Here is a 13,866-nt window from a genome sequence, read left to right as displayed (position 1 = left end):
CGTCCGAGCGATCGGGCGCCCCTTTTGCGTCAGGTGTCTACCGAGACGCGATAGCGGGCGGCGGGGCGGTTGCCGCCGAGCACCGGCACCATCGCCGCGCGCGCCTGATCGGCGGCGATCCACAGCCCCTCGTCGGCGAGCGGCGGGATCGTCACTTCTTCGCGCGCGTCGAAGCCGACCAGCGCGGCGTCGACGAGGTCGCCGACCTCCATGACGATCTCCGCCGGGAAACTGTCGATGTCGATCCCCGAGCGTTCCCAGATCTCGGTGCGCGTCGCGGCGGGCAGCACCGCCTGCACGTAGACGCCGCGATCGCCGAGCTGGCGGTTGAGCCAGCGGCTGACGGTGAGCAGATGCGCCTTGGTGCCGTTATAGGCGCCGTCGAACGTCTCGACGACCTGCGACAGCACCGACGAGACGTTGACGATCGCGCCGCCGCCGCGCGCCGCGAAGGCACGGCCCGCCGCAGCGGCGAGCCGGGTCGGGGCGGTGACGTTCAGCGCGATCAGCCGCGTGATCGCCTCCGGTTCGGCGGTGAGCAGATTGCCGGTCAGGCTCATCCCCGCATTGTTGACGAACAGGCCGATGCGCGCGTCCTCCGCCAGCCGCGCCTCGACACGGGCGACATCCGCCTCGTTCGTGAGATCGGCACGCAGCACCGTGACGCTGCGGCCGGTTTCGGCGTGAAGGCGATCCGCGAGTGCGGTCAGCCGGGCTTCGTCGCGCGCGACGAGGATCAGGTCGTGGCCACGGCGGGCCAGCCGGTCGGCATAGGTGGCGCCGATGCCGGCCGAGGCGCCGGTGATCAGGGCAGTGGGCAGGGGGGTATCGGTCATCGCGCATCTCCCTCACCCCGCATCCACGCCGGGTGACTTGCGAAAAGATAGAGAGTCACTATCTTATTGCAATGGACTGTGAAGGATTATCCAAAAGCGACTGCCCGCTCGGCCGCGGTATCGCCCGCGTCGGTGATGGCTGGAGCATGCTGGTGTTGCGCGACGTGGCGCGCGGCGTGCATCGCTTCGACGCGTTGCAGAAGGGGCTGGGGATCGCGCCCAACATCCTCACGCGGCGGCTGGTCGCGCTGGTCGAGGATGGGCTGCTGGAACGGCGGCGCTATTCGGAGCGGCCGCCGCGCCACGACTATGTGCTGACCGCGATGGGGCGGGACTATCTGCCGGTGCTCCATGCGCTGGGTGCGTGGGGGGCGCGGCATTTCGGCGATGAGACGATCGTGCGGCTGGTCGCGGCGGACGGCCATGTCGTCGAGCCGGTGGTGATCGACGCGGTCACCGGCACGCCGCTTGCGGAGATGGACCTGACGGTAACGGCGGCGGCGCCGTGAGACGCCGCCGCTATCGGCTCAGCGGAACTTGCCGCTGACCGAGACGCCGATGATCCGCGGTTCGTTGAACACCGCGGCCATGTAGTTTTCGATGACGCCCTTCAGGTTCTTCTCGTTGGTGATGTTGCGGGCGAAGGCGGCGATTTCGTAATTGTCGTCCGGCGTGGTGTAGCCGATCTTCAGGCCGCCTTCGAAATTGCCCGTCGCGTAGAATTCGCGCGTCTTGTAGAGCACGAAATTGGTGTAGCCCTGGATGTTCCAGTCGGTCGCGATGAACAGCTTGCCGTCATTGGCGAGCGGCAGGTCGTACCGCGCGGTGGCGTCGAGGTTCCAGCGCGGCGCGTTGGGCAGCGGGTTGCCGTCGATTTGCGCGAAGACGTTGCTGCCCACGCGGATCGTCGGATCCTGTACGGTGCAGACCACCACGCCGTTGAGGATGCAGACCTGCGCATAGACGCGCTTGTCGCGGATCTTCGACGCCAGCGCGCTCGCGCCGAGCGTGAAGGTGAGGTTCGGCACCGGGCGGAACTGCGTGTCGATCTCGACGCCATAGGCACGCGCCTTGTCGGCGTTGAAGAGCACGCCGTTGCCGTTGACGTCATTGCCGTTCAGCTGGATGTCGTTGACCGTATAGGTGAACAGCGACGAGTTGATGCGCAGCCGGCCGTCGAGGAAGACGCCCTTCGACCCGATTTCATAGGAGGTGATCGTCTCGCTGTTCGCGGTCGAGAAAGGCGAGTTGAACACCGCCGAACGCCCCTGGATCGTCGGGCCGCGGAAGCCGCGCGCGACGCGGGCATAGACGCTGTTGCGGGGATCGAGCTGGTACAATGCCGAAACGTCCCAGCTCGGCTCCTTGCCCTCGAGGCGAACCGCGGTGGGGGCGGTCGCCGGGAACAGGCTGGCGGTGCCGGTCACGTTCAGCACCGGCTTGACCAGCGTCGTGCGCTTGACGTCCTCGGTATAGCGGCCGCCGGCGGTGATCGTGAAGTCGGGCGTCACCTTGAAGCTCGCCTGGCCGAACGCCGCCCAGCTAGTGTTGATGTCGCGCAGGCGCACCCAGTTGTTCGGGTTGCGGGCCGCGGTGTTCAGGAAAAAGCTGCGCTGGTAGAATTCGGTCGTGTCGTTCTGGCGGAAGTAGAAGCCGCCGACCTGCCAGGTGAAACGCTGGTCGGATTGCGAGGCGAGGCGGACCTCCTGCGTATATTGGCCGAGCGCGCGGATATTGCCCTGGCTCTGGCCGAAGCCGTTCGCCACGCCGTTGACCGGGAAGTTCGCCGCCGCGCCGCCGTCGGTATCGCCGCGGCTGTAGCCCGAGGTGGTTTCATAGGCGCTGATCGAGGTCAGCGTGACCGGGCCGAAGTCATAGGCCGCGTTCACCGAGCCGCCGTAGGTGTCGTAATCCTGCGGGTTGTTGTCGCCCTCGTCGAGCGCGATGCTGCTCCGCGGCTCGGCCGAGACCGAGTTCGAGCCCTTCTTGAGCGCGGCCCGGTGGAAGATCGTCGAGGTGCCGTGATAGCCGCGGGCGTGGCCCGAGACGTTGACCGAGAACGCCTCGGTCGGGGTGAGCAGCACCTGCAGGCGCACGTCGCGCTCGTCGAAACCGCCCATCGCATCCTTCTGCGGGGTGCGCGTGCCGTCGGCGCTGACCCCGGCGAAGCGATTGTCGACCCAATCGTTGCGATGCTGGATCAGGCCCGACAGGCGCACCGCGACCTTGTCCTGGACGATCGGGCCGCCGACGCCGGCGTCATAGGTGAAGGTGCCGAGGCTGCCCGCCGACGCCGACATGCGGCCCTGCCAGGTCTGGCTGGGGCGGATCGTGTCGAACTTGATGATGCCGGCGGTGGTATTGCGGCCGAACAGCGAACCCTGCGGCCCGCGCAGCACCTCGACCTGGTTGACGTCGTAGACCGGGTTCGACTTCAGCACGACATGTTCGAGGACGACGTCGTCCTGGATGATCGACACCGGCTGGCTGGCGCCGAGATAGAAATCGATGTTGCCGAGGCCGCGGATGTAGAAGCGCGGGAAGATGCGCCCCGTCGTCGTCTCGATATACAGGCCGGGGACACGGCCGGAGAGCGACAGGATGTCCTCGCCGCCCGCCTGGAAGGTGCGCAGGTCGCTGCCGCCGACGACGGCGACCGACAGCGGCACGCGCTGCAGGTTTTCCGAACGGCGCTCGGCGGTGACGACGATGTCGCCGAGATCGCCGCTGGCGTCCTGCGTCGCGGTCGTATCGGTCGCGGCGGCGTCGGTCGCCGGCGTCGCGGTCTGGGCGAGCGCGGGCGCGGCGAAGCCGGCGGCACCGAGCAGCAACATGGTCTTGAGCAAACGCGTGGTCACGAAGGTCCCCCTGATGGTTACGGGGAGCCGCCGCCGGGCGGGACGCCAGGATATTCCCTTGGCGCGACCTGCCGGCGATGATGGCGACCGCCCCCCGGCGGACCCTCGCGCTAGTCGGCGATTGTGTCGGCTTCGTGAAATTATGTGTCTGAAAAGACACACCTTCCCCGTTTTCGACGGAGAAGGTGTGGCGGCTTATTTGCCCTGCACGACGCGGACCAGCCCAGCGGCGTCCTGCCCGGTGGGCAGGCGGCCTGACGCGGCGAGCTTGCCCGTCGCCTGGCTCCAGCGCAGCGTCGCCGTCCGGCCGCCGGTCTTGCGATTGGCGTTGGTGACGCCGTCGTCGTCGTAGAGCGTGAAGCTCGCGTCGCGGCCGGGATAGACGCAGATGCTCTCCAGCGGCTGCGCGGTCGCGGTGCTCCGCACCTGCACCCCCATCGGCACGATCGATCCGGCACGGACGAACAGCGGGATCTTGTCGATCGGTGCCGCCGCGTCGATCGTCTGGCCGCCGGTATAGCGCCGCTCGGTCCAGTAATCGTACCAGTCGGCGCCGGCGGGCAGATAGACCTTGCGGCTGGTCACGCCCTGATCGGTGACCGGCGCGACGAGGAAGGCCGGGCCGAACATATATTGGTCGCCGATCGTCGCCACCGCGGGATCGTTGGGGAAGTCCATGAACAGCGCGCGCATGAACGGCGCCCCAGTCTGCGCGGTCTGATGCCCCAGTGCGTAGAGATAGGGGATCAGAGCATAGCGCAGCCGCAGGAAGCCGGCGAGCACCGGCTCGGCGGCGGTGCCATACTCCCATAGCGCGGTGCCGGCACGCTGGCCGTGGATGCGCAGCGTCGGCGTGAAGCTGTTATAGGCGAACCAGCGCGTGAACAGCTCGGGGTAATCGGCATAGCTCGGCGGCATCGCGGCCGCGCCGGCGGGGTCGAGCAAAGGCGCGTGCTCGGCCTTGGGGCCGGCGGGGTTCTGCCAGCCGCCGGTGTCGCTGCTCCAATAGGCCATGCCGGTGGCGGTGAAGCCGAGCCCGGCGGGCACCTGCCGGCGCAGCGCTTCCCAGGTCGATTGCACGTCCGACGACCAGAAGAGGGCGCCGTTGCGCTGCGTACCGAGATAGGCGGCGCGCGACAGGATCAGGTTGCGCATGTCTGGCCGGTCCTTCGCCGAGCCTTCCGCGACGCTGCTGGTGTGCACCAGCGGATAGAGATTGTGGTAGCGGTCGCCCGAGCCGATCGAGAATTGGTGGCCGTCCGGGACGAGATCGGGCTCGGTCTCGTCGAGCCAGAACCAGTCGAAGCCCTGGCTGGCGATATTGTCGCGGATCTTGGTCCAGAACCATTGCCGCGCGTCGGGATTAGTCGAATCGAGCAACGCGCCGGCGCGGTCGGCGCGGATCGGCAGGCCGTCGACGACGCTGCCGTCCTTGTCGTGGAGCAGCCAGCCCTTGGCGCCGAGGAAATCGTAATAGCGCGACTCCCGCTCGAAGCGCGGCCAGACGCTGATGATCGAATGCATCCCCAAATTGTGGAGCGTATCGTTCATCCCCTTTGGATCGGGGAAGAAGGTCCGGTCGATGTCGAGCTGGCCCATCCGCGACCAATAGAACCAGTCGAGCACCATCACGTCGAGCGGCAGATTGCGCTGGCGATAGCCCTGCGCGACGTCGAGCAATTCCTTCTGCGTCTCGTAGCGCGCCTTGGACTGGATCAGGCCGAACGCCGCCTTGGGCGGCAGCGGGGTGGCGCCGGTCAGTTTCGCATAGCCGGCGTAAAGCTGGTCGGTGGTGTCGCCGGTGATGACGAAGAAGGACACGCGCTCGCCGACGTTCGACTGCCAGTGAGTGGCGTTGTGCAGGCCGGGCGAGACCGTCGTCGCCGAGGCATTGTCCCAGACGATTCCGTAGCCCTTGTTGGTGACCATGAACGGCACGCAGACGCTCTCGCCGGCGGGCGCATCGTAATTGTGGCGGCAGTCGATCGTGCGGCCCTTGAGGTCGAGCACGCCCTCCTGATTCTGGCCGAGGCCGTAATAATGTTCGCCCGGCTGCACTGCGAAGCTGGCGCCGACGCGGAAGGTCTTCTCGTCGTTGACGGTGTGCGGCGCCATTTCCCAGCCGGTCATGTCGAGCAGGGTGCGGCCGTCGGCACCGCGCACCGAGATCGCCACCGGCGGCAGCGACGGCGCGAAATAGCGTTGCATCTGCGTCGGCGCCTTGGGCCAGGGCTGCGCGGCGACGGTCAGGGTCAGCGCCGGCGAGGCGAAGACGTCGCCGCTCGCATCGCTGCGGTGGCTCCAGCCGGCGGCATCGGGCTTGGCGTTGGGGCCTTCGCCCGGCGGGGCGACGGCGAGCGCCTTGTCGAGCGCGATCGTCACCCGGACGATGTTGGAAGCATAGGGTTCGATCGAGACGATGCCGCCGTTGCGGTCGACGATCGCCAGCGGATCGGCCGCGGCAGGCAGCGCGGCGAGCGATGCGATCGCCGTCCCCGCGGCCAGCAGATGGCGCAGAAGGCTTGGCTTGCGGATGGCGCGCGTCGGCTGAGTCATCGAATCTCTCCCCCCGGACCAATCACTTGCCCGTTGCATCTTTTACTTATGAGGGGATCGTTCACCCGTGCAAGCGGCAACCGTGGCTAGCGCGACCTTCGTCGCGCTATGCGACTAGCGCGGCGCGCGACAGTGCCGCGCAATGAAATCCTGATGCGGCGGCATATGGGCGGCGGCGGCGGCGGTGACCTTGCCGATCCGGTCGAGCGCCGCACGCGCATCGGCGAGCGGCAAGGCGGCGCCGAGCGGATCGTACCCCGATGCGGTCAGCCCCTGGCCGTCCATCACCGCCAGCCAGCTCGTCTTGGTGAACAATTCGTCGGTCTCGCGGAACACGCGGCCGGTGCGGCGATAGATGGCGATCCGCTCCGCCAGCGTGTCCGGGATCGGCATCTCGGCGAGCCGTCGCCAATAAGCGGTGTCGCGGCGGCCGGTGGCGTGGAAATGGAGGATGACGAAGTCGCGGATGCTGTCGAACTCGGTCGCCATCAGCCGGTTGTAGCGGCGGATGTCGGCAGGCTCGAACGCGCGCGTCGGCAGCATCTCGAGCAGGCGCGCGATGCCCGACTGGATCAGGTGGATGCTGGTCGATTCCAGCGGCTCGAGAAAGCCGCCGGACAGGCCGAGCGCGACGCAATTGCGCACCCAGAGCGCCGATCGCCGCCCCGCGCGGAAGCGCAACGTGCGCGGCTCGGCCAGCGCCTCGCCTTCGAGATTGGCGAGCAGGGTCGCGGTCGCCTCGTCTTCCGAGATATGGTCGGCGGCGAAGACATAGCCGTTGCCGACGCGATGCTGCAGCGGGATGCGCCATTGCCAGCCGGCGGTGCGGGCGGTGGCGCGGGTATAGGGCGGTGGCGGCCTGGTGACCGCGCTCGGCACCGCGACCGCGCGATCGTTGGGGAGCCACGCCGACCAATCCTCGAACCCCGCACCGAGCGTGTCGCCGAGCAGCAGCGACCGGAATCCCGAACAGTCGACGAACAGGTCCGCCTCGACCCGTCCGCCGTCGGCGAGCGTCACCGCCTCGATGAAGCCGTCTGCACCGCGCAGCACGACGTCGACGACGCGCCCCTCGCGACGGACGACGCCGGCGGCCTCGGCGCGACCACGCAGGAAGCGGGCATATAGCGCGGCATCGAAGTGGAAGGCATAGCCGATATGCGCCAATGGCGTGTTGCCGGGCTGCGGCCGCATGAATTTGCCCGTGGCTGCGGCGGCCGCACAGATCGAATAATCGGACAACGGACCCGCCGCGCCCTCGGCGTGCAGCCGTCGCCACAGCGCCTCGAACGGCACCGCGCCGAGATCGATGCCGTAGACGCCGAACGGATGGAAATAGCGCTGGCCGAGCGCGCGCCAGTCGACGAATTCGATGCCAAGCTTGAACGTGCCGCCGGTCGCACGGACGAAATCGTCCTCGTCGATGCCGAGCAAGGCGTTGAACGCCTGGATCGGCGGGATCGTCGCCTCGCCGACACCGACGGTGCCGATCTCCTCCGACTCCACGAGCGTGATCGCCGGACCGTGCGGCCCGAGCACGCGCGCGAGCGCCGCCGCCGCCATCCAGCCCGCGGTGCCGCCGCCGATGATCGCGATGCGGCGGATCGCGCCGTCTTGCCCGCTCATGCGCTCGCCCGGCATTGGAGGAACAGATTGCCGGTCAGCCGTCCGCGTCGCGGGTCGGCGGCGGCGTCCGGCAGGTGCGCGATCAGCCCCGAATGGAGCAGTGCCGCGCGATAGAGCACGAGCCGGTCGCAGCGTGCAGCGACCGCACCGATCCGCTCGAAGCGCGCGTCGGACTCGATCCGATAGCCGGGCGGCGGTGGATCGGCGCGTTCGCGGTCGAGCGCAGCATGATAGGCCGGCAGGCGTTCGGCATCGATCGTCTCGAACCCGGTGGCGCGATGGCGGAAGAAGCCGGTGCCGTCGGCATTGTCCGGCGACAGGAAATGCACGGTCGCGAATTGCAGCCGGTCGGCGGTGTCGACGTGCGGGACGCGCTGGTCGGGGCTCAGCGCATCCGCCGGCGTGGTGACCAGCGAGAAATTGCCGCGGGCGCGTGCCGGCACGACCGGGCCGGTGCCGAAATGCGCGGCGATCAGCGGCAGTACGAAACGCACCATCGCATCGAGATAGCCGACCGGCGCCGGACCGAGCAGCCCGGGATAGCCGCTGCCTGCGCGCGCCGCGTCGGTGAACCGCGCGCGCGCGGCGATCTCGACCAGCGCCGCCGGGTCGCCGCTGGCGCCGTCGATCACCACGACCGGCTCCCGCTCCTCGCCGACGCGCAGGATCTCGATCGCGCCGGGAGCGGCGAACCAGGGCGTGGCGGCGGCATGCGGCGCGGCGGTCGGCATCGGTGTCAGAACTCGTTGTTGATATAGAAGACGAAACCGCGGCTGCCGTCGCCGGCATCGGCGACGAGCACCGGCCCCGGCGTATAGCCGCGGGCGAGCAGATCATGCTCGAACTGCTTGTCGCGAAAGGCGGTCACCATCGTCGCCTCCGTCTGCCCCGCCGGCAGCGGCCCCGCAACCTCGCAGGCGGTCCGCACGCAACTGACGTGGACGGGCGCGGCGGCGGCGAAGACCGGGAGGCGCGCGACTGCGGCGGTCATCGCCGCCTCCACCGGCGCGGCGGCGGCCGGGGGCGGCGGCTGCGTCGTCATGACCGCCGCCATCATCCGCACGTCGCCGCCGCGACGATCGTGTGTGGCGAGCGTCTCGACCAGCTTGCGCTCGGGCCGCTCCCGCACCGGCGCGGGCGGGGCGCTCGGCGTGGCAGTGGGGTGGACGACGGTGACAGGCGCGCTGACCACCGCGACCGCCGCGGGGGGCGATGCGGGCGGACGGGGCCGGTGATGCACGGCATAGCCGCCGGCGAGCGCCAGCGTTGCGGCGGTGGACACGGCGGCCCAGCCTTTCCTCTGCATAATCCTCTCCCCAGGCATGATCGTCCTGCCTGTTGTCCGACATGATAAAGGAAGGTCCGGCGCTGTAAAGCTGGCGAAACCCACGGAAATGCGATGGTAGCGCTAGCGTTAGCGCCTCTGTCTATTCTCAACATGACATCCATATGTCATACATAATTGCCGACGGAGATCGGCTGATGAGGAGAGGAATGATGTTCAGGAAAACTTTGGCGCTGGGCGCCGCGATGGTGGCGCTGGCGCTGCCCGGCATCGCCTGGGCGAGCGCGCAGACCGTCAACAACGGCTCGCAGTTCGTCACCACGACGGGCGGGCAGATCGACGCGCACGGCGGCGGCGTCATCAAGGTCGGCAGCTATTATTATTTCCTCGGCGAGAACCGGAACCCGGATTATTCCTTCCGTGCGGTGTCGATGTACCGGTCGACCGATCTCAAGACCTGGGAATTCCGCAACGACGTGCTGAAATCCTCGTCGGCGAGCGAGCTGAACGGCGCCAACATCGAACGGCCCAAGATCCTCTACAATGCCGCGACCCGCAAATACGTGCTGTGGGCGCATTGGGAGAATGGCAAGGACTATGGCGAGGCGCGCGTCGCGGTGGCGACGTCGGACACGGTCGACGGCAATTACACCTATCTCGGCAGCTTCCGGCCACTCGATTATGATTCACGCGACATGACGGTGTATCAGGACAGCGACGGCACCGGTTATCTGATCTCGTCGTCGAACGTGAACTACGACCTCAACGTCTACAAATTGAGCGCGGACTATACCAAGGTCGATTCGCTGCTCACCGTGATCAAGGGCTATCACCGCGAGGCCCCGGCGCTGGTAAAGCGCAACGGCGTCTACTTCCTGATCACCTCGGGCGCCACCGGCTGGAACCCCAATCGCGCCGCCTATTTCACCGCGACCAGTCTCGCCGGGCCGTGGACCGGGCCGACCTATTTCGGTCACGACACCACCTACAATTCGCAATCGACCTATATCCTGCCGGTGCAGGGATCGAGCGGCACGTCCTATCTTTATATGGGTGATCGCTGGGGGCCGGCGATCGGCCAGATCGTCAACGATTCGACCTATGTGTGGCTGCCGCTGACCTTCCCGACGAACACCTCGCTCGATTTCACCGGCACCGCGTCGCAGATCACGATCGATGCGGCGGCGGGCACGATCGCGCTCGGCTCGCCCAACACGCAATTGGTCAAGATGCAGGTCGCGCACAGCGGCCAGTGCGCCAACATCAGCAACGATTCGCCTTACTATAACGGCACGGCGATCCAATGGACCTGCACCAACACCAGCAACGAACTGGTCGAGCGCCGTCCGATCGGCAATTACACGCAATATGTCGTGCAGCGCAGCGGGCTGTGCCTCGCCCAGGCGGACGACAACGGCAGCGGCGGCGCGGTGGTGCAGACCTCCTGCTCGATCGGCGACAAGTCGCAATGGACGTATAACGGCACGACGATCGTCAACCGCGCCTCGGGCTCCTGCCTCGACGTCAACGAAGCCTCGACCGACACGGGCACCAAGCTGATCGTCTGGCCGTGCAACGGCGGCGGCAACCAGCGCTGGACGATGATCAACTAAACGACAGGCGAGCGGACCGGCCGCGGCCCCCCCGGCCGCGGCCGGTTTTTTGTGCCTGTGCCCCAGGCACAAAAAAGCCGGCGCGATCCGAAGACCGCGCCGGCAGTGGGGAAGCCGTTTAGTAGGTGGCGCGCAGCGACAGGCCGAAGCGGCGGTCGTTGAGCTGATATTGCAGCGGCTGCGCGGCGGTGCCGATGTAGGTGACGTTCATCCGGTTGGTGAGGTTCACCGCATCCGCCGACACCGCGACATGATCGGTGACGTTGACGCTGATCGACGCATCCAGCGACGCATAGGGCTTGGCATATTGCGGAATGCCGTTGGCGCCCGCGCCGGTCGTTTGATCGAGGTAGCTCGACCGCCAATTGTAGGCGAGGCGGGCGGTCAACGGTCCCTTTTCGTACAGGCCGATCAGATTGTAATTGTGCTTCGACAGCTTCTCCAGCGGCACCTGCGTCGGGATGTTCGATCCCGCCGTCGCGAACGGATTGCTGACGTTCGAATCGACATAGGTGTAATTGGCCTGGATACCGAACCCGCTGAGCAGGCCGGGCAGGAAGTCGAAGAACTGCTGATAGCCGATCTCGGCGCCCTTCACCGTGCCATTGCCGGAATTGAGCACGGTATTCACGTCATAGGCGCGACCCTGGAAGTTCTGGACGACGACGCCGCTGGCGAGGAAGCCGTCGACCTTCTTGTAGAACAGGCCCGCGGTCAGCGACCCGGTCGGGGCGAAATACCATTCCGCGGTCAGATCGTAATTGTCCGACTCGATCGGGTTGAGCCGCGGGTTGCCCGAATTGGCGCTCGGTCGACCGGTGATCGGGCTCACCTGATTGGGGTTGTTGAGCGTCAGGTTGGTCGACAATTGGTCGAAATTCGGCCGCGCGAGACCCTTCGAATAGGCGAAGCGCATCTGGATCTCGTCGGTGAACCGTGCCCGCACGTTGAAGCTCGGCAGCGCCCGGGTGTAGCTCTTGTCGATCGAGAGCGGCGAAATCGTGCCGTCCGAGTTGAAGAGCGTACCCGACGAGACGACCTTGGTCTTCACCAGCCGGACGCCGGCGCCGCCATCGAAGCGGACGCCGCCAGCTTCGAAGGCGTAATCGGCGATGCCCCAGGCGGTGTAGGTCTTCTCGTTCTGCGAATTGAGATCGCCGGGCGTGAACGCGTCCTTCGTCTTCGCGCCGAAGATCGCATAGAGCGCCTTCGTCTGCGCCCACACGCCATTGGCCTGCGGGAAGGCGGGGTACAGCAGGCCGCCGGTGACGCTGTTGCCGTCGAAGAAGTTCTTCGAGGGGCCGGGCATCGCCAGCTGCGGATTCTGGGTGAGCGGGATGAACGGCGTTCCCGCCGGTGCCGAGCAGCTGCCGTCGGGGCCGGTCTGATACAGGCAGACGCCGTTCCAGGTGCCGCGCAGATCGATCGAATTGTCCGAATAGCGGGCGCCGCCGCGCAGCTTCTTCAGGAAGCCGCCCTCGAGATCATATTCCAAATCGTAGGACAAAGCGAGCTGATCGGCGTCGTTGCGCTGGAGCGAATCGGCGATGAACGTCGTCGCATATTTGCTTGGATCGGTCAGCAGCGCCTTGTTGCGCACGTCCCAGCGTGGCCGGCTGCCGCGCAGATCGAAATCGACGATCTCCTGATTGGGCGCGTTCGCCTCGGTCTGCCCCGCAGCGGTGAACAGCGACAGGACGTTGCCGTTGCGATCGGCGTTGTAATAGCTCTTGAGATATTGCGCGTCGAAGTGGATCTTCGCGCGGTCGGTCGGGCTCCAGTCGGCGCCCAGCGTGAAGTTCTGGCTCTGGCTCCACAATTCCTGGTCGAAGCGGCCGGTCTCGAACAATTGGTTCTGCAACGCGCCCGACGTGGCATAGCCCTCGTCGTTGAAGGTGAAGGTGGCGCTGGGCAGCGGCCGCGACTGCGTCCCGCCGTTGACCGAATAATAATAGGCGCCGCGGCGGTTGAACCAATATTTGGTATATTGATACTGGCCGGTGAGCAGCAGATTGTCGGTCGCCTGCCACTGGAGGGCGCTCGCGATGCCGAGCCGGCGACGGTCGCCGAGATCGTCATACACCTGGAAGCCGAGCGGCGCCTTGGCATTGGCCGGCGCGCCCGTGACCGAACCCGCCGGGATCGGCTGTTGCTGGTTGGCGAGGATGCCGTCCTGCCGATATTGACTCTTCGAATAGACCGCATTCACCAGGAAGCCGATCTCGCCGATGCCGGTGTCGAAGCGGTTGCTGTACAGGCCCGACACCGAATATCCCGGCTTGTCGACACGGTCGTAGTAATTGCCGCGCGCGGTCAGGCTGACGACCTGCTTGTCCGAATCGAACGGCCGGCGGGTGCGCAGATTGACCGCGCCGCCGACGCCGCCTTCGATGATGTTGGCGGGTGCGTTCTTGTAGACGTCGACGCCCGACAGCAGTTCCGGCGGAATGGCTTCGAGGTCGAAGGCACGGCCGCCGGAGGCCGAATAGACCGCACGGCCGTCGAGGAAGTTCTGCACCTGGGTGAGGCCGCGCACGGTGATCGCGGGCGAGGTACGGTGATCGAAGTCGGTCGCGCCTTCGCCGTAGCGGCGCTGGATCTGCACGCCTGTGACGCGCTGCAGCGCCTCGGTCGTGTTCACGTCGGGCAGCTTGCCGATGTCCTGCGCGCTGATCGAATCGACGATCTGATCGGAATTGCGCTTGATCGCCTGCGCCGACCGCAGGCTGGCGCGAACGCCGGTGACGATGATGTCCTGATCGTTCGTCGGATCGCTCGCCGCCTGATCGCTGGTCTGCGACACGGTGCCGGTTGCTTGTGCGGCTGGTATCGTCGTCTGTGCATGCGCCGCGCCGGCCAGTGCGACGAACGATGCGCCCGCGAACAGACGCACGTAAGTGCCCTTCATGGTCCCTCTCCCCAATAATACCGACATGAGTGCCGTGTAATGTCCTACATATAACGAGTCGGATTATGCCGGACAAATGAAATTTGCAGGTGGATCGGTTGCGGCCTATCGATGGGACGGCGATCCCTCGCCATGCCCTTGGGAAGGTTCATAAAAAATTGGCGAAACGCGAACGGATCAGGCC

9 protein-coding genes are annotated in these 13,866 nt (G+C 66.7%); 2 read left to right on the top strand and 7 right to left on the bottom strand.

What is annotated here, in order from left to right; genetic code table 11:
• Window positions 1–29: 29 nt before the first annotated feature.
• On the bottom strand, window positions 30–836 hold the full coding sequence (locus MC45_RS13085; protein ID WP_038663918.1) for an SDR family NAD(P)-dependent oxidoreductase: 807 nt from the start codon (window positions 834–836) through the stop codon (window positions 30–32).
• 71 nt (window positions 837–907) lie between these two features.
• Here MC45_RS13085 and MC45_RS13080 point away from each other — a divergent pair, with 71 nt between their 5' ends.
• Window positions 908–1,345 carry a winged helix-turn-helix transcriptional regulator gene (locus MC45_RS13080; protein ID WP_038663915.1) on the top strand — a complete coding sequence of 146 codons (438 nt, stop codon included), beginning with the start codon at window positions 908–910 and terminating at the stop codon, window positions 1,343–1,345.
• Window positions 1,346–1,363: 18 nt separating this feature from the next.
• Here MC45_RS13080 and MC45_RS13075 read toward each other — a convergent pair whose 3' ends face one another.
• The 5 genes from MC45_RS13075 to MC45_RS13055 form a co-directional block, all read right to left on the bottom strand.
• Window positions 1,364–3,670 (bottom strand): TonB-dependent receptor, encoded by a 2,307-nt coding sequence (locus tag MC45_RS13075; RefSeq protein ID WP_169742567.1) that lies wholly within the window; start codon window positions 3,668–3,670, stop codon window positions 1,364–1,366.
• Between the two features lie 219 nt (window positions 3,671–3,889).
• On the bottom strand, window positions 3,890–6,250 hold the full coding sequence (locus tag MC45_RS13070) for a glycoside hydrolase family 31 protein (RefSeq protein ID WP_052075672.1): 2,361 nt from the start codon (window positions 6,248–6,250) through the stop codon (window positions 3,890–3,892).
• A 114-nt stretch (window positions 6,251–6,364) separates the two neighbouring features.
• On the bottom strand, window positions 6,365–7,876 hold the full coding sequence (locus MC45_RS13065; RefSeq protein ID WP_038667390.1) for a tryptophan halogenase family protein: 1,512 nt from the start codon (window positions 7,874–7,876) through the stop codon (window positions 6,365–6,367).
• Window positions 7,873–8,607, bottom strand: coding sequence for a DUF6445 family protein (locus MC45_RS13060; RefSeq protein WP_052075670.1), 735 nt, complete (start codon window positions 8,605–8,607; stop codon window positions 7,873–7,875). Before MC45_RS13060 ends, MC45_RS13065 begins: the two co-directional genes overlap by 4 nt.
• A 5-nt stretch (window positions 8,608–8,612) precedes the next feature.
• Window positions 8,613–9,158, bottom strand: a complete 546-nt coding sequence (locus MC45_RS13055) for a hypothetical protein (RefSeq protein ID WP_156143839.1) — start codon at window positions 9,156–9,158, stop codon at window positions 8,613–8,615.
• 200 nt (window positions 9,159–9,358) lie between these two features.
• Here MC45_RS13055 and MC45_RS13050 point away from each other — a divergent pair, with 200 nt between their 5' ends.
• A complete protein-coding gene (locus MC45_RS13050) occupies window positions 9,359–10,774 on the top strand; it encodes a family 43 glycosylhydrolase (RefSeq protein ID WP_038663909.1) in 1,416 nt (471 codons plus the stop codon).
• A 118-nt stretch (window positions 10,775–10,892) separates the two neighbouring features.
• On the opposite strand, the gene MC45_RS13045 is transcribed toward MC45_RS13050, so the two are convergent.
• On the bottom strand, window positions 10,893–13,682 hold the full coding sequence (locus MC45_RS13045; protein WP_038663906.1) for a TonB-dependent receptor: 2,790 nt from the start codon (window positions 13,680–13,682) through the stop codon (window positions 10,893–10,895).
• Window positions 13,683–13,866 lie beyond the last annotated feature (184 nt).

Origin of the sequence: Sphingomonas taxi, assembly GCF_000764535.1 — a bacterium.
Lineage (GTDB): Bacteria > Pseudomonadota > Alphaproteobacteria > Sphingomonadales > Sphingomonadaceae > Sphingomonas > Sphingomonas taxi.
This window is presented reverse-complemented; position numbering and strand designations above follow the sequence as displayed.

Bases quoted from the DNA above. Each gene is read 5' to 3' on its own strand.
- MC45_RS13070 (WP_052075672.1), bottom strand. From the start codon at position 6,250: ATGACTCAGCCGACGCGCGCCATCCGCAAGCCAAGCCTTCTGCGCCAT.
- MC45_RS13085 (WP_038663918.1), bottom strand. From the start codon at position 836: ATGACCGATACCCCCCTGCCCACTGCCCTGATCACCGGCGCCTCGGCC.
- MC45_RS13050 (WP_038663909.1), top strand. From the start codon at position 9,359: ATGAGGAGAGGAATGATGTTCAGGAAAACTTTGGCGCTGGGCGCCGCG.
- MC45_RS13060 (WP_052075670.1), bottom strand. From the start codon at position 8,607: ATGCCGACCGCCGCGCCGCATGCCGCCGCCACGCCCTGGTTCGCCGCT.
- MC45_RS13080 (WP_038663915.1), top strand. From the start codon at position 908: ATGGACTGTGAAGGATTATCCAAAAGCGACTGCCCGCTCGGCCGCGGT.
- MC45_RS13065 (WP_038667390.1), bottom strand. From the start codon at position 7,876: ATGAGCGGGCAAGACGGCGCGATCCGCCGCATCGCGATCATCGGCGGC.
- MC45_RS13075 (WP_169742567.1), bottom strand. From the start codon at position 3,670: ATGTTGCTGCTCGGTGCCGCCGGCTTCGCCGCGCCCGCGCTCGCCCAG.
- MC45_RS13045 (WP_038663906.1), bottom strand. From the start codon at position 13,682: ATGAAGGGCACTTACGTGCGTCTGTTCGCGGGCGCATCGTTCGTCGCA.